A 17,167-nucleotide genomic window follows, 5' to 3' on the forward strand; every position below is an offset into this window, starting at 1 on the left:
CGTGGCGAGTACCTGTTTTTGTTTTCATTTTTTCCTCCTTTTTTTTGTTTTATTTTTTGTAAACGGTTATTCTATTCATTTCAAGCCTATTACAACAACGGTTGCCGTTCTGTCACTTACCAAGAGACGGAACGAACTAAGGGGAGGGGCTTTTGCGCTGACGGACTGATAGTTATATGTTTTTAATATTTGTTAAAAAACCAACTAAAAACGAATAGGAAAAACAGACCCTTAGAGAAGAAGAGAAAAAGAGGAAGAGGAAGGCCCTCAGATCCTTCTCCCCAAAAGGAAGTGGAAAAATGTATTTCTCCTCCTTTGCAGGAAAAAGAAAGTAAACAAAATGTAAACACCTAATTAACAGTGTTATATGAATAATGTGTTATATACAGCCGAAAATCAGGCTTGTTCCACCAACAAACAGGAAACAAACTTTTTTATTGAAGTCAAACGTCGTCCATCTATTACAGAATGGACTGATACCATCCAGGCCACCGAAGTCATGATTATCCTTGAAGGAAATATGCATATCTCTTTTGATTTCACACTTCACAAAGAATTACACGCGGGAAATATGATGCTTTTTGCTCCGGGCACCCGCTTCAAGGCGGAGACAAAAAAGGGGGTATCCATACTCGTTCTACGTATCCGGGAGAACTTCCGCCTGTGCAGCCATTTTTCGCTCAACCAGCTAAAAGAGGTAGCTGTATCGGCAGAGGAGAAACCGGCTTCTTTGTGTGTAAAACAGGTCTTACAGACCTATATACAAGGGTTGACGGCTAACCTGAAGGGAAGCCTTCTCTGTACGGAGTATATGAAATTGAAAACAGAGGAGTTTTTTCTATTATTGCGCGCTTATTATACAAAGGAAGAGCTGGCGGCTTTCTTTTATCCTATATTGCATGAGAGCTCGTCCTTTACGGAATTCATCTTGCAGAATTACCGTAAGGTGAAGAAAGTGAACGAGTTTGCCCAGCTTTATGCTTGTAGTCTCTCCAACTTCGACACGAAGTTCAAAAAGGCTTTTGGAGTATCGGCATACAAATGGATGAAAAAGAAAAGGGTAGAACTGATCTACCACGAGATCAACACCACCCAAAAAGCCTTCCGGCAGATTGCCGAGGAGCAAGGATTCCTTTCCCTTCCTCAGTTTTCGGACTTTTGCAAAAAAAATCTCGGGGATTCGCCCGGCAGGATCCGAAAAAGAGTATCCACTTTTCATAAAAAAGATACAAACAGCTAATATTTGTGAAATCAACAGGGAGTTTGCAGAATCATTTTAAAGAAGAAAAGGCATACATTTGCTGCGTCAGTCGTATACCTAAAAAGCGACCGTTCCGTCTCTTGGTAAGTGACAGAACCGCTACTCCTACCCCTTCAGACTGTGCACAAATGTACTATTTTTTCAACAATTTCCTAATACAAGGCTTGAATTTCTTAATTTGAGGAAGAGTCAACTAACGATTAACGATTAATGGTTAGTGATTAAACAGATATTTTTCTATTGCGCTGGAACCAATGGGTCATGTCTATGAGTTGACCGGCATCGATACGGTAGAAGCGTTGGTTGGTTGTCGGCGAGTCCAGTCCCCCCAGTTGCTCTATATAGGGTCCGATTTTGATATAATCGAAATGGGCCACAGAGCAATCTGGCGGTAACTCTTTTTTACCGGAGTACCATCCGGTCTTCAAGCGTCCTTGGGTGCGTGCGTGCAGGTAGACGGAGAGTCGTTCCACCTCTGCCGGATCGGCATCTCCTCCCATAAAGCAGACACAGGTTATAGCACTTCCATAGGTAAGGAGAAGAATATCGAGTGTCTCTTCGGTAAGTACTTCACCGGTGTTCTGCATGAGGTAAGCGCTGTGACAACCTTTGCATCTGTTCGGACAGTTGGAAAGATTAATAGCGAGCGTCACCTCCTGGGGGATCTCCTGAAAGACAATATCATAACTGACGTACTGAAGCATAGTGTCTTTCTGCGGCTTCCTTCTGCCGGGGTTGAGAGAAGTTACTGATACGTTTCATATAGCCAATGATGCGGGTAAGGTAGTCGACATTCTTGCTTTGGCAGGAAGGACATTCCTTGAGGTTGCGCTTGCTTATATGCCCACAATCGTTACAGACGGTGTTGGGTATGTTAAAGGTAAAATAGTTACATCCTTCCTGGGTGGAGACACGCAATAGCTGACGGTATTGTTCTTTACTGAGGTGCTCTTCGAGGTTGAGGTGCAAAGCGGAACCTCCCGTCAAATGCTCGATATACTTACGTCCGTGGAGGCGGAATTTGTCAATGATGTTTAATGATTCGTCTTCTACGATATAGAAATAGCTGTTGTAGCAATCGCGGTTCACCTTATACCCATCGCGGCGATCCCATTTGGCATGCTTTACGCCTACGTTTTCGGCAGGGATCATTTCACAGTTGAACATAACCTCTTTGGTGCGGTAACGTTTGTTGTAGTCCTCGATAATGCCGAGCACTTCTTGTACAAAGTCGGTATACCGTGCATTGTCATTGATCTCGATGCCCAGGAATTCGGCTGCTTCCACAAGTCCGTTTACACCAATGGTGAGGTATTGACGGTTCATATTGATATAACCCGCATCGAACAAAGGTAACATGCCTTTCTGATGCATATACTTGAGATTCTCGTTGTAAGAGAGTTGTACTTTATGCACCAGGTCGACCACCTCTTCAAGAAAGAACTGATAGGGATATCCTTTCTTGACGGCACTTTGTATGCAGCGGTTGAGGTTGATGGTCAATACGCTTTTCGAACCGGTAGAGACCCCGCCGGCTCCAAGCGTGTAACTGAAGCCGTTGTCCTGAATCTCGTTACGCAGGCGGCAGCAGCTACTCAAGGAATCGGCATTGTCGCTCATATAGGTGAAGAAGGAATGCCCTTCGCTATACATTTGTGCTGTAAAATCGCCATACTCCTTGTCTTTTGTGTCCCCATTTTCGGTTAATAGAGCCATTGTTTCTACGGGAAATGTAAGGATGGCGCGGGTACGTTCTTCGTTGAACCATTTCATGAAGCGCTTCTGCAACCAGCTGAGTGATTCCCAATGAGGGGCACTTCCGTTGGGGAATACGAAGTTACCGAAAAGGCTTTCGAAATAGTATTTATCGTAATAAGAGATGTTCCAGAACACGGCCTGGAAGTTGCGCGCCCCGGTAGGCTGGTTGATAGAATAGACGATTTGTTCGAAATAATCGGTGATCACTTTATCGAGGGAACGTTGTTTCCTGGACAGGTCGACCACTTTATCGGCCTCCAGGTAATAGTCGTCTCCATACTCCAGTCCGATAAAGTAGTTCATATACATCAGGAACTCCGGGGTGGCACAAGCGCCGCTCAACATGCTCGAAACCATGAACACCATATTGACAAAACCTCCACAGAAAGATTTCAGGTTGGTCGGAGCCTTCGAATTCCCTCCGATAGCCATTGTCCCGTTGATTAACCAGGGGTACATGGTGATGCTGGCACAGTAGTTAGCCAGGCTTGTTTCGTCGTTTTTATAGATAAAGTGATTATTAAGCAATTCGATATATTTGTCTGATACCTCTTTCCCGAACATATCTTTCAACCGGTCGGTAAGCATACGGCGGTTCAGGCGGATGAAATTAGACTTAGGCAATTCCCCGATAAGGGTCGCCATGTTTTTGTTTTCTACGTTGGCATTGGAGTCGTACTTACTGCCGGTAGCTGCGTTCTTGGCATCGCAATATTCCATAAGGAATTGCAATTTGTCACGCACTTCCCTGTCTTCCGTATGTTTCTGTCGGTAAAGCATATAAGCTTTGGCTACGGCATAATAACGTTCTGCCATAAGCGCGACCTCCACTTGGTTTTGAATATCTTCTACCGTTGTTTCGTTTTTGATGTTTACCCGGCATAGTATATTCGTGATCACATCTTCTGTTGCAAAACTTCCTACCGATAAGAATGCCTTGGCAATAGCCTTTTTGATTTTTTCCAGGGAGAACGTCTCCTTTTTCCCATCTCTTTTGACAATAACTAAGTCCATAATATTGCTTTATTAATTGATTTATCTACACACTACATGCAATGGGCTGGACTGAAGAAGAGAAGAGGCGAAACAGGAGAGATATCCAACGGTTATAGAATATATACTTCTGCTAAAGTTCGTCCTTTTGCTTTTCACCCGAAAGCCCGAATCGTTTGTATCTACGGCAGGTCTTCTGACTTGTTTCAGATTGAATGCCTTCCCGGCGGATGTCCTCTTGCGAAGCAAGGGAGAATAGGAACCCATTCTCAACGAGAAATGGGGGTTGTACCAGTGGCTATTTTATTCAACCTTCTTTATGAAACTTACAGCTACGGGGATAGTCCGGGACTTTCACCCGGTTCCCTTTTCATCCGAAGTATCGGAACCGTATCTTAGGAGCAAAGGTAAGGAAAAGTATATACATCCTCCTATGATGTTTTCCTTTTTGGCAATAAAAAGTTATCAACAGGCAATTGCCATATCAGTAAATCAGCGCATTAATTATTTTTCGGGAAAACTCTCGAACAAGGAGTCATTAAAAAGATTTCCAAAAGGTTGAATTATGTTGGATAGTATATTGTCTTTTTACTTCCGCTTATTCTGCTTCGCTTTGGCTTTCTGCTCGGCTTCTTTGGCTTTCAGGAGTGCATTGCGGGCCTTTTCTTTTTCTTTCAGTTTACGGATGTAGGCACGTTCCTTCTCCTTCTGTTCTTTCTCCTGCTTTTTCAGGCGTTCCTTATAGGCGCGTTCCTTCTCCTTTTGAAGTGCTATACTTGCCTTTTCTTTTGCCTTACGATCGGCTTCGGCTTGTTTCAATTTTGCTTTCCGGTCGAGTTGAAGTTGTTTTTCTTGTTTTTCTTTGGCTTTCAACAAGGCCTCTTCTTCCTCTTTGCGTTTTTTCTGCAAAATCTCCCGGTTGCGTTGTTGTTGTTCCTGCAATTCTTTTTCTATCAGGAGTTCGGCTTCCCGCTTCAGGCGTTCTTCTTCTTCCCGTGTTATTCTTTCTTCTTCTTCCCGCTTGCGGATCTCTTCTATGTCTTTCAAGGTAAGCCCTTTGTCTTTGACAGGAGTAGAGACGATAACGACGGTATCTTCCGTTTCCACAGCTACGGTATCTTTTGTCACAAAGCTGACTCCCCCTTCTGCCGATTGGATCTCTGTCAGATCGGTTTCTTCCTCTTCTTCCTGTACCTCTTCTTCTTCGGTCTCCTCTTCAGTCTCTTGTTCGGTCACAACAGAGGTTACCGGTTCTTCTTCAACCGGTGTTTCTTCCAGGCTTTCTTCTATTTGCTCTTCTTCGTCCGCATCCATACGGGCCAACCAGCGGGCCACTACATCGGGAGCTTCTTCAGAGAAGTGTTCATCGAAGAAGGATACATAGTCATCCAATGTCTTGCCACGCATCAATGTCTCATAGTTATCTTGCGATATAGGCAGTACGATAACATCGCGGCTCAGGGCGGTTGCATATCCTTCTGCCCCGTAGATCATCTTATAGTATTGATAGATCTCATCGAAGTTATAAAAGCCTGTGATCATTAACATCGTGAGCGGGCCGGCCTCTTCAAAGGTCAGGTCAACCTCTTTCACCATAAAGTTGGCAAAGTTGTAAGCAGCAACAGCAAAAAGCAATTGGTTGCGGTCTATACTTCCCGTAGGGAATACCAACATCATGCGATGAGGGCTATTCTTTTCAGCTACAAAGGTACGGGCCGAATCGGCAGCAGAAATCTCTCCTTCTCCACCAAAGCGCAGGTCCCATGTCATCCCACGCACATTACCCTGCACAAGGGCACGTCCCCGCAATACGCCTTTCAGCATCTCTCCTGCCAACTCACTCACGTCCGCATCCGGATATTTCTCCAATAAAGCCTTGAGTGCTTCTTTGAATCCTTCCACATCTGCTGTTTCCACATAGGTCAATGCGTCCAGGAACATGAATTTAGGCATCAATTTCGCCAGCGGATATTTTTTGTTGATCTCTTTATAATTCTTCTGCACACGGTTCACGTCTCCTGCCAGATAAGCGTTGTAAGTCAATTCATAAATCGAATCCTGTACAACGTCCATCATGCGGATGTTATACATATAATCCGGGTCGGCTACGGCTACGGCATAATCGCTTTCCGGGAATAAATGCATTAATTTGTTCTTGGCAGCTTCTGCCAATACGGTATCTTCCAAACGCAAAGCCATCAGGTATACCTGGTAATAACTTTCCAACCGATGTTCATTCTCCGGGAAACGACGTTCCAACGTATCAAAACCTTCTATTGCCAAAGGCAGATCTTCCAGTTTATCCTTATAGATCATTGCCATATTATACAACCCATCTACAATGATCACATTCGAGGCATCTATGTCTTCCGGTGTCAGGGGCAGTTGTTGTATGTAATATTCACGCGTCTTCGGGTCATCAGAAAGTTCGGCAACCGCATTTTCTGCCTGCAGACTATCTCCCTGAATCGATATCGAATCTGCCCCTGCAAGTTGTTCACCCAGCTCCGTTTCTTTTGCCTGCGGATCTATTTCTTCAAAGGTTGAGAAAGTCTTCTTCAAACGACGCCAGTCATCTTCCAAGGGGCGTCTTCCCCAGCGGCGTTGAAATTGTGCTTTCCCCTGTGCCACCGCTTGTGTGTTATAGAAATAGAATGTACCGTCTCCTCCTATGGGTAATATATTGACATTGGTCTCGGTTCCCGGCCGGTTTATGCCCGATCCCAAACCCTGTTGTTCGGCCAGGTAGGCTTCTTTTTCGGCTAAGGCTTTGGCTTCTTCCTCTTCTTTGATCACCTGTTCGATGATCTTATCGATCACAGCCAAGCGTTCGGGTTCCGGCATACGGGCTAAGGTCTGCAAGCTATCCTGCAATTGAACAGCTTCTACATGTATAACCAGTTCGTCCAGAATGGAAGAGAGTTTATCCACCCGTTTGTAGTCTTTATGTTCTTTGTTGATACCGGCTAATGCACCGCTAAAGTGAGGCTGCGCCTTGATGTAATCGCGCATCGTGAAATAAAGATCGCCCAATTTTATCTGAGCAATGGCCTTGTCCATACCATTCTGGGTACTCTTCTCTACGGCCAACTCATAATTGACAAGGGCATTCACCGTATCTTCCCTGTTCAGGTAGACATTCCCAATTGCATAATACACCTGATCCAGGAAATCTTTATTTTTATCGTTCTTAGCCATTCGTTCGAGCGACTTGACGACTTTCTGGTAATTGTTCCCCGAGAATACCTCCGTCTGACGGATACGGGCGGCGAACTCCAACTCATACGGAGGATTGGCACCAGCTACCTGCCGGAACATATCATAGGCCAATCCATTCATGCCCATATCGGTATAGATCTGCCCCAGAAGATACTTCATACGTGTCCGTTGCAACTTCTTCTTCTCCCCTTTTATCGCTGTCAATAAATAAGGGACAGCTTCTTCGAAACGTTGTTCTTTTATCAGGTAATCCGCATTTACCGCAGCATATTGTTTCAGGTTTTTCTTGGGGATACCATTCGTATTCAATTTCCCCAGGATATCTTCTGCCTCGTAGAACCATCCCAATTCCGCATAGCTCCGTGCCTGCCACATCCGTGCTTCGGCCACCACCTCCGCGTCGTGGGCATAATGACGGGCTATATAAGAGAAGGTTGCCGAGGCCTGTAAGAAATCGGCATTATAGAATTGTCCTTGTCCCAGCATCAACCAACTGTTCTTCAGGAAGGGGTTATACTCTTCCTGTTCCTGCCAAGCTACCTGCTTCGGTTTATTGCGCCAGCCGGGTTTTTTAGTCGGCTTTGTTTGCAGCGAATGAAGTTTGATTGCTTTGTTACTTTTCTCAATAGCGCGGTCAAAAGGGCCTCCCGGCTCCATTTTGTCTTTGGGTTGCGCGCTGATGGGGTACATAAATATCCTCTCCGTATAATTCTCCTTATAGCCCTTATGCATGGCGTCTAACTGCTCGTCGAACGAGACCTTTCCGTTGTAATAGATATTATACCGTGTGGTAAAGGAATGATAAAAGCGATTAAACCGGGTGTTCTTCTGTGTATTACAGGATCCCAACAGGAATATCGCAACTGAGGATAATATGATGTAAAAACCTTTCTTCATTTTATAGGCTACGACAAAATATGTCTTTCTATTAACGCCGAATCAGTTGTTTTATTGCTTTAGCGAGTAAAAAGAGAACCACCAATACAAGAATGATAAAGGCTCCGGAAGGGACATTAAACAAATAAGACAAAGCCAATCCAACGACACAAGCCAGGAAACCAAGGCCAACGCTTCCATAGATGATCTTCCGGAAATCGGACGTGAAAAGGTTGGTCGTTATCTGCGGAAGGGTCAACAGACTCATTAATAACATAATGCCCACCAGCCGGATAGAGAGTACAATGGTTACGGCCACCAAAGACATCATCATATATTCGATAAAACGAACAGGTAATCCTTGTGTCACGGCAAAATCCCTGTCAAAAGCAACATAGACTATCTCTTTCAGGTAACAGGCAAATAAAAGAATCAGACAGAAAGAAAGCAGCCCGATCCAAACAATATCCATCTGTGTGATTGTCAGTATATTTCCAAACAAATAAGCCGAAAGGTTCGGTGCATAACCCGGAGTCAGAAAGATAAAGATCACTCCCAGCGCCATGCCCAGTGACCAGATACCCGCAATGGCGGAGTCTTCCCGTATGTGCTGTGTCCTACTGACCCATTCCACTCCCCAAGCGGAAAAAACCGAAAAGACCAAGGCCATGCAAACCGGATTCATCCCCATATAGAAACCAAGTCCCAGGCCGCCAAAAGAAGCATGCGTAATGCCTCCGCTGATGAAGACCAGGCGACGAGCCACCACATAGGTGCCGACAATCCCACAGGCAATCGCTGTCAGTAAACTACCGATCAGAGCATGTTGAAAAAAAGTATACTGAAGTATCTCCATATGATTTTAGTGTATCCGCCTTTCTCCTATTATAAGAAAAGCCTCGTCTTTCAATGCATCGGGTAGGTTTATAGCCCGCAACTGCAAACTCCTTAACCAGCCGGCTACTTCTATCTCCTGTAAGGTGAAAAGAATTTCGCGAAACTCACGAACAGCCTCTTCACTATACGCATCCGCTTCTATGCCCCGGAAACGATCCAAGTCTTCATCTTCATAATATTCAATCTCTTTACTAACGGCAGCCAATAGACTGTCACGTTCACATAATTGATGTTGCCCGCAACACTCTTCCGGAATCTCTTGCGCTTCCGGTATTTCCGTGATCTCTCCCCGCTCCAGCATCTCTTCGAACTTCTTGTTGCGGAAGTAACCCAATACGGCAGCGATCCCCCCTAATAAAATAAGGCCAAGAATAATATACCACATAGTCAGTCCTATTTAACTATTTTAAAACCCGCAGTTTCCATATCTTCCCAAAAACGGGGGTAACTCTTGGAGACAACACCCGGGTTTGCAATCTTTATCCCCGCTTGCAAATGTAGGCAGAGAGGAGCAAAAGCCATAGCCATCCGATGATCTTCATAGGTCGCAATTACAGGATTCACTTCCGGCTCACACCGCTCTCCGTTCCATTCCAATATACTGTTGTTACTCGCTTTCAGTAAATAACCCAATTTACGGCATTCGTTTATCAAAGCTTCGATCCGGTCTGTTTCTTTGATCTTTAAACTCTGCAAACCTGTAAACCGAAAGGGGATTTGCAGGCAGATACAGGTAACGACAAATGTCTGAGCCAGATCCGGCTCATTGACAAAGTCGTAAGCCAGCTTCTCACATTTGTTCCCGTTCTTCTTTAGAACGACCCCGCGGTTTGTATACGTAGTGCCAACCCCCAAACGGGCAAAGAGGGCAGCCCCGGCAGCATCTCCCTGCTGACTTTGCTTAAACAAGCCCAGGAGTTCTATCTCGGCCTTGGGAGCAACAGCCATGATCGCATACCAATAAGAAGCGGCACTCCAGTCGGATTCAACCGTAAAAGGTATAGGTGTATATTCCTGGGGAGAAATGCGGATAGTCGAATCTTTCCATATCGCTTTCACCCCGAAGGCTTCCATCAGTTGCAGGGTCAACCGAATATAGGGTTTGGAGATTACCTTTCCCTCCAGCCGGAGACTGACTCCTTTTTCTGTCAGGGGAGCAATCATCAATAAGGCTGAAATATACTGAGAGCTCACATCACCGGCCAAAGAAATCTCCCCTCCCTGTAAAGCGCTCCCATAAATACGCAAAGGAGGATATCCCTCCTTTTCCATATATTCAACACGGGCTCCCAATGCATTCAATGCATCTACCAGTATCCGGATGGGTCTGTTCTTCATCCGTTCCGTTCCGGTAATCGTCCATTCGCCAACCACCTTGCTGAGGAAAGCCGTGAGAAAGCGCATAGATGTACCGGCCGCTTTGACATCAAAATCTCTTTCATTCGAAGACAAGGCCTCTACCATCACCTGTGTATCATCACAATCCGCCAGGTTTTGTATTTCGTAGCTACTATAACTCAATGCACTCAATATCAAAACCCGGTTGCTGATACTCTTAGATGCGGGCAGTTGTATAGATACTCGGATCGGACATTCCGGAGCTTTCACCGTATAACTCATGTTCATTGCCTTTCTTTTTCAACATACAAAAGTACGGATTTATTCCACCATATGAATATGTTTTATACTTACTTTATTCTTTCCATGCGATAAATCCTTGATTCGTAAACTTTTATGGATTCAGGACAGGTGGTTATGGACTTGAAAAAACAAGGGTCCATTCTGTTGCCGATGGGCATCGACAATATTGCTGATCACGTTCGGCAATATTGCTGAACAGCTTCGTCAATATTGCCGATGCCCATCGGCAACAGAATAGACCCGGTAAAACGCATTGCCCTTAGGCAAAGGTATCGATTGTTTAAGCGGGGATCAGATACCTAATTTCGACTTTATATGATCCGGTATCGCCTCTTTATGCACCATTATAAAAATAGTTTTGGCCTGTACATAGCTCTCTGACATATAGAGATAACCGCCAAATTTATTGCGGTCCGTACCCCATGAATTTTTGGTGATATAATAAATTGTTCCGTTTTGGTCTTTTGTCAGCCCGGTGATATGCATCAGGTGATCATCTGTGGTAACAAATGATTCATATCCGTGTTGACGAATCACAGGGGTTACTTTGACTTCCGGGTAAGGGCGTTCAAACTTATAGACTTCAGCCAAGCGGCTGCGGGGATCCATCTGCTCGAAACGAGCCCGGTCCGTAGTGGCATAATCGTCCATATCCGTTACTTCCGGATGAATGGCTACTCCCTGCGCGAAAGAGAATCCCTTTTCACTCACATCTCCGTCCCAACAAACCGTATAACCACTCTTCAGGGAATGATTCAGGGTCTCCATCAACTCCTGCAAAGGCAGGTTATAGATAGACTCATGCTCCCAGTTATCCGGCACCTCCAGATCAAAGGCTGCATAATAAGGCTGATGGGTGAAACTGGTCAGTTCGACATAATTATCCATATCTAATTCCAACGAGGCGGCAAAGGATTGAGGCGTGTATTCTTTGCCTTTATAGGTGAATGTCTCCGGCAATTCGCCCATATAGGTATCGAACAGGTTCTCCATCAATTTTTCATATTGCGGGCTTCGTTTTTTCATATCGACCGCTTTCCCGGCTATACTTTCCATAAAGGCCACCATCTCCGTGTGGTTATGCCGAGCGGAACCGTAATTGATTCCCGTATATACTTCCTCCGGCACAATACCTACCTGCTTAAAGGCGCGTTTAGCCGTATGCGAAAGGCTTCCCTGTCCGATATTTCCTTTTCCCTGACGTACATAATTGTCTTGCAATTGATTCTTATATTTCTGTCGCACCAGAAACATTTCGGATAAATCATAGGTCCCTTTCCCCTGGCGAAGCAATTCCGACTCCAGAAAAGAAACGGTGGCAAAACACCAGCATGTTCCTGTAGACGCCTGATCCTTCACCGGGGTGGCAGGCAAACGATGTACTTCTGTAAACTGATAACCTTGTGCACTTACGCCAAACACAGAAAAAATTGACGCATAAAAAATAAAAATGAATGATTTCATATATTCTATTATTTGATGATAAACGAACTACTTTTCTCCCCTCCTCTTTGCAGAAGTTTTATATTTATTTTCACAAAGAATTCACTCCTTATCCTTCTCTTGAAAACAGTCGGTGAAACCGTTTATTTTCACCCATAAGAATCGTTCAGAGAAACGGATTTACCAAAGCCCTGACACACTTACACACGCTTCCCCTTCCGGAAAGGTCAAACTATTTATAAAAGGCGGTGAAACCGTTTAAAATAAAAAAAACAAAAAAACCTTTTGATTGAACCCCCAAAGCCCTGTTTTTTATCCTTTTTTTCAGGTATCAGGCATGCATAACCCGGGAGACCGGGCGATCGCCTTCCAGAAAACCAATCACATTATTGCTTACCGTCTTGGCCATCAGTATACGCGTATCCAATGTTTGTGTACCGATATGTGGCGTAAGCACGACATTCTCCATCTCAAGTAACTCGGGAGAAGGGAAATCCCCCTGTTCGAAAACATCCAGACCGGCTCCACGGATACGCCCTTCCTGCAAAGCCTTGATCAAGGCGGCTTCATCTACCATAGGCCCCCGGGCGGTATTGATCAGAATGGCAGAAGGTTTCATCTTGCATAATTCGGGTTCTCCGATAATATGGTAGGTTTCAGGCGTATAAGGAGCATTCAACGAAACAAAGTCTGCCTCCGACAAAAGTGTTTCTTTATTTACGTAGGTGACATTCCATTTCGCTTCTTCTTCCACCGTCAGCCGGTGACGGTTATGATAAACCACCTTCATATCACAGGCATTCGCTCTTTTAGCCAAGGCTTTGCCAATGCGTCCCATGCCGATGATGCCCAATGTCTGTCCGCCAAGCGAAACACCCAGGTTCTCCAACACACCCACTTTCATATCCCGCCCCAATGTTCTTAACTTCCGGTCGCATTCCGTAATCCGGCGGGCGGTATCTATCATCAGTCCCAAAGCCAGGTTTGCCGTAGGAGCAGTCACCGGATCAGGGGTATTGGCAACGGCAATTCCTTTTTCCAGGGCATAGGCAACATCGATATTATTATACCCCACGGCATAATTGGCCACAAGCGTTAATCGGGAAGCTCTGTCCATCAGTTCTTTGTTTACCGGAAAATCAAACATGGAGCATAAAACATCATACTCCGGAATCATTTCATACACCTCGTCATACGTAAAATCTCTTCCGAGCGGAAAAGTAACTTCATATTTATCCTCTAATTCCGCAAAACCTTCCCGGAACATGTCATAAGTAACTAAAATCTTCCTCATCTGACTCATTATACTCTATTTATACGGGTCAAAATTAAATAAACAACCCCGTAATGCAAAGAAGAAATTGTACTTTTGCAGGGCAAAGCGTGAATTCCTCTTTGCAAACAAAAAATGGACAAGGGCAATGAGAGGCTCCTTGTCGATACTCAATGGTCAATCCTCAATGCGAAGAAGTATGGTTTTAAATTACATCTGGGTCGCTTTTTTCCTTATTGCCTTTCTGGTTGCTCTGTGCAAACTGATCTTTGGAGGGGATACCGCTGTATTTACAGACATTATCAATGCCTCTTTTCTTTCTGCAAAAGACGGATTTGAGATATCCCTGGGCCTGACCGGCGTATTGACTCTTTGGTTAGGGATTATGAAAATCGGAGAAAAAGGAGGGGTGATTCAGACTTTTGCCCGCTTAGGAGCTCCCGTATTCACAAAGTTATTTCCGGATATACCCAAAGATCATCCGGTTACCGGTTCCATTTTCATGAATATATCAGCCAACCTGTTGGGGCTGGACAATGCGGCAACCCCCATGGGGTTAAAGGCCATGCAAGAACTGCAGGCATTGAACAAAGAGAAAGAAACCGCCAGCAATCCAATGATTATGTTCCTGTGTATCAACGCATCAGGACTTACTCTCATTCCTATAACCATCATGATGTACCGGGCGCAACAACAGGCGGCCAACCCGTCGGATATATTCCTTCCTATTATGCTGGCGACCTTCACCTCCACCCTGGTAGCCATATTAGCGGTATGTCTCAAACAACGGATCAATGTATTCCAGAAGAATCTGTTGTTCTTTTTCGGAGGGCTCGCCTTATTTATCGGGGGATTGGTCTGGTTGTTTAACAGCCTGGAACAAGAACAGGTGGCTCTGTATTCCACCCTTTTTGCAAACACACTTCTCTTTTCTATTATATGCGGGTTTCTTATCAGTGGCATCCGGAAAAAGATAAATGTATACGATGCTTTTATCGAAGGGGCCAAAGAAGGTTTCCAAACGGCTATCACCATTGTTCCTTACCTGGTGGCTATCCTGGTTGGTATCGGGGTTTTCCGTGCTTCCGGAGCGATGGATTTCATCATCGAAGGGGTTCGCCTCGGTGTCTCTTCCCTGGGTATGGATACCCGGTTTGTGGAAGGATTGCCTACGATCCTGATGAAACCGCTGAGTGGGAGTGGCGCCCGCGGCTTAATGATCGACGCCATGCAGACCTATGGAGCCGATTCGTTTGTGGGCCGATTAGTATCCGTCGTACAAGGGTCCACCGATACCACATTATACGTGGTCGCATTGTATTACGGAAGTGTGGCGATTCGGAATGCCCGGTATACGGTACAGTTGTCTCTGTTGGCCGATCTGGCCGGTGCCATCGCAGCGATCGCATTGACTTATGTATTCTTTGGATAAACTATATAAAAATGGCAATAAGATTTTACGCAGAAGAGATCTCTTTCCCTTCGATAAAGAAGCGGATTGTAAGTAATTGGATCAAAGAAGTAGCCGGTGGATACGATAAAAAAGTGGGGGATATCACCTATATCTTTTGCTCCGACGAAAAGATACTGGAGGTAAACCGGCAATACTTGCAACACGACTACTATACAGATATCATTTCTTTCGATTACACCGAAGAAAACAAGATTTCCGGAGACCTTTTTATCAGCCTGGATACAGTCCGGACAAATGCGGAATCTTTCCACACGACATACAACGAAGAGTTACACCGGACAATCATCCACGGCGTGCTTCATTTATGCGGAATAAATGACAAAGGTCCCGGTGAAAGGGAGATAATGGAAGAAAATGAAAACAAAGCATTGGCTTTATTGCCTACTGCCTATTTAGATGAAAACAGATAATCCGGATAACAAAAGAAGATATGGATTTTAAATATGATATAATTGTTGTAGGCGCAGGACACGCCGGTTGTGAAGCCGCTGCTGCCGCTGCTAACCTGGGCTCCAAGACCTTGTTGATAACAATGGACATGAACAAAATAGCCCAAATGAGTTGTAACCCGGCTATCGGAGGTATTGCCAAAGGGCAAATTGTCCGTGAAATCGATGCTTTGGGAGGTTTTATGGGTATTGTTACCGACCGGACAGCCATCCAGTTCCGGATGTTGAACCGGAGCAAAGGACCGGCCATGTGGAGCCCGCGGGCACAAAGCGATCGTGCCCGTTTCATCGATGTTTGGCGGGGTATTTTGGAAAATCAGGACAACCTATCTATCTGGCAGGACAAAGCCAAAGAATTGATTATAGAAAACGGATGTGTTTGCGGGGTTCGCACAGAGATGGAGGTAGAGTTCCGCAGCAAAGCCGTTATTCTTACCAATGGTACATTCCTGAATGGGCTTATGCATATCGGACGGACGCAAATACGCGGAGGGCGTATAGCTGAACCGGCGTCCAAAGGAATCACCGAACAATTGGTATCCTTGGGTATCCGTTCCGAACGCATGAAAACAGGAACGCCCGTTCGTATAGACGGAAGAAGCGTTCACTTCGATGAAATGGGAGAACAACAGGGAGAAAATGATTTCCATAAATTCTCTTATTTAGACTCTTCCAAACGTATATTGAACCAATTGAGTTGCTGGACGACATACACCAACGAAACAACACACGACATACTGCGGGAAGGATTGCCCGATTCTCCTTTATATAACGGACAGATCCAAAGCATCGGTCCCCGTTATTGCCCAAGCATTGAAACGAAGATTGTTACTTTTGCAGACAAAACACAACACCAACTCTTCCTGGAACCGGAAGGAGAGACCACACAAGAATATTACCTGAACGGATTCTCTTCTTCTTTACCATTGGACATTCAATTGCGCGCCTTGCAATCGATCCCCGCATTCCGGGATATCCGCATCTATCGTCCCGGCTATGCCATCGAATATGATTTCTTTGATCCGACACAATTGAATCATACCTTGGAAACGAAACAAATCAAAAACCTGTTCTTTGCCGGACAGATCAACGGTACTACCGGATATGAAGAGGCAGGAGGACAAGGATTGATTGCCGGTATAAACGCACATATAAATTGCCACGGCGGAGAATCGTTTGTCTTGGGACGGGACGAAGCATACATAGGCGTATTGATTGACGATCTTGTAACCAAAGGTGTGGACGAACCTTACCGCATGTTTACCTCCCGGGCCGAATACCGTATCCTTCTTCGCCAGGACGACGCAGATATGCGTCTAACCGAAAAGGCATATCGTTTAGGCTTAGCCAAACAAGACCGGCAAGAATTGCTTCGTACAAAAAAAGCAAGTCGGGATGCGATTATCTCCTTTATGGAAAACTATTCCATCAAACCGCAACACGTGAACAGCGAACTGGAGAAACTCGGAACGACTCCCCTCTCCCACGGATGTAAACTTATCGACCTCGTCCTTCGTCCTCAAATTACTTTAGAAAATCTGTCCGCCCTCGTGCCCGCCCTTCGCACCGAACTGAATAAAGTGCCGGCTAACCGGAAAGAAGAAATCCTGGAAGCAGCAGAGATATTGATGAAGTACAGCGGATATATCAAACGGGAACAAATCATTGCCGACAAAATAAATCGTTTGGAGAATATCCGCATCAAAGACAAATTCGACTACAACACCATTCAGTCTTTGTCTACCGAAGCCCGACAAAAGCTTAATAAAATAAACCCGGACACAATCGCACAAGCTAGCCGGATTCCCGGCATTTCACCAAGCGACATCAATATATTATTGGTACTTTTGGGAAGATAAAAAATAAATGTTCCACGTGAAACA

At 45.0% G+C, this 17,167-nt stretch carries 12 protein-coding genes and 1 riboswitch; of the genes, 4 read left to right on the forward strand and 8 right to left on the reverse strand.

All coding sequences use genetic code 11. The features are described from left to right. Positions 1 to 367: 367 nt before the first annotated feature. The gene (locus D0T51_RS08265; RefSeq protein ID WP_163727813.1) at positions 368 to 1,240 is read left to right on the forward strand and encodes an AraC family transcriptional regulator; all 873 of its coding nucleotides are present in this window, start codon (positions 368 to 370) and stop codon (positions 1,238 to 1,240) included. Between the two features lie 242 nt (positions 1,241 to 1,482). On the opposite strand, the gene nrdG is transcribed toward D0T51_RS08265, so the two are convergent. From nrdG to D0T51_RS08305, 8 genes are all read right to left on the reverse strand, one after another. Beyond that, positions 1,483 to 1,965, reverse strand: coding sequence for an anaerobic ribonucleoside-triphosphate reductase activating protein (gene nrdG / locus D0T51_RS08270; RefSeq protein ID WP_163727816.1), 483 nt, complete (start codon positions 1,963 to 1,965; stop codon positions 1,483 to 1,485). Next, positions 1,943 to 4,033, reverse strand: coding sequence for an anaerobic ribonucleoside-triphosphate reductase (nrdD, locus tag D0T51_RS08275; RefSeq protein ID WP_163727819.1), 2,091 nt, complete (start codon positions 4,031 to 4,033; stop codon positions 1,943 to 1,945). The genes nrdG and nrdD overlap by 23 nt, the downstream gene beginning before the upstream one ends. A 147-nt stretch (positions 4,034 to 4,180) precedes the next feature. Further along, positions 4,181 to 4,420, reverse strand: a riboswitch (cobalamin riboswitch). Positions 4,421 to 4,600: 180 nt separating this feature from the next. Next, positions 4,601 to 8,128, reverse strand: coding sequence for a cell envelope integrity protein TolA (locus tag D0T51_RS08280; protein ID WP_163727822.1), 3,528 nt, complete (start codon positions 8,126 to 8,128; stop codon positions 4,601 to 4,603). 31 nt (positions 8,129 to 8,159) lie between these two features. After that, positions 8,160 to 8,963, reverse strand: coding sequence for a metal ABC transporter permease (locus D0T51_RS08285; protein ID WP_163727824.1), 804 nt, complete (start codon positions 8,961 to 8,963; stop codon positions 8,160 to 8,162). A 6-nt stretch (positions 8,964 to 8,969) separates the two neighbouring features. Further along, positions 8,970 to 9,389 carry a phospholipase gene (locus D0T51_RS08290; protein WP_163727827.1) on the reverse strand — a complete coding sequence of 140 codons (420 nt, stop codon included), beginning with the start codon at positions 9,387 to 9,389 and terminating at the stop codon, positions 8,970 to 8,972. 8 nt (positions 9,390 to 9,397) lie between these two features. Continuing rightward, the gene (locus D0T51_RS08295) at positions 9,398 to 10,624 is read right to left on the reverse strand and encodes a 3-phosphoshikimate 1-carboxyvinyltransferase (RefSeq protein WP_163728000.1); all 1,227 of its coding nucleotides are present in this window, start codon (positions 10,622 to 10,624) and stop codon (positions 9,398 to 9,400) included. 312 nt (positions 10,625 to 10,936) lie between these two features. Then, positions 10,937 to 12,109 carry a C1 family peptidase gene (locus D0T51_RS08300; protein WP_163727829.1) on the reverse strand — a complete coding sequence of 391 codons (1,173 nt, stop codon included), beginning with the start codon at positions 12,107 to 12,109 and terminating at the stop codon, positions 10,937 to 10,939. Between the two features lie 310 nt (positions 12,110 to 12,419). Continuing rightward, complete coding sequence (locus tag D0T51_RS08305) at positions 12,420 to 13,382, reverse strand: 2-hydroxyacid dehydrogenase family protein (protein WP_163727832.1); 963 nt, start codon at positions 13,380 to 13,382, stop codon at positions 12,420 to 12,422. 178 nt (positions 13,383 to 13,560) lie between these two features. On the opposite strand from D0T51_RS08305, the gene D0T51_RS08310 reads away from it, so the two are divergent. From D0T51_RS08310 to mnmG, 3 genes are read left to right on the forward strand one after another with little or no spacing between them, the layout of a single operon-like run. After that, on the forward strand, positions 13,561 to 14,793 hold the full coding sequence (locus D0T51_RS08310; RefSeq protein ID WP_163727835.1) for a nucleoside recognition domain-containing protein: 1,233 nt from the start codon (positions 13,561 to 13,563) through the stop codon (positions 14,791 to 14,793). 11 nt (positions 14,794 to 14,804) lie between these two features. Next, positions 14,805 to 15,245, forward strand: coding sequence for an rRNA maturation RNase YbeY (gene ybeY / locus D0T51_RS08315; protein ID WP_163727837.1), 441 nt, complete (start codon positions 14,805 to 14,807; stop codon positions 15,243 to 15,245). A 20-nt stretch (positions 15,246 to 15,265) separates the two neighbouring features. Then, a complete protein-coding gene (gene mnmG / locus D0T51_RS08320) occupies positions 15,266 to 17,143 on the forward strand; it encodes a tRNA uridine-5-carboxymethylaminomethyl(34) synthesis enzyme MnmG (protein ID WP_163727839.1) in 1,878 nt (625 codons plus the stop codon). Positions 17,144 to 17,167 lie beyond the last annotated feature (24 nt).

The organism is Parabacteroides sp. 52, from assembly GCF_010500925.1.
GTDB lineage: Bacteria > Bacteroidota > Bacteroidia > Bacteroidales > Tannerellaceae > QVMG01.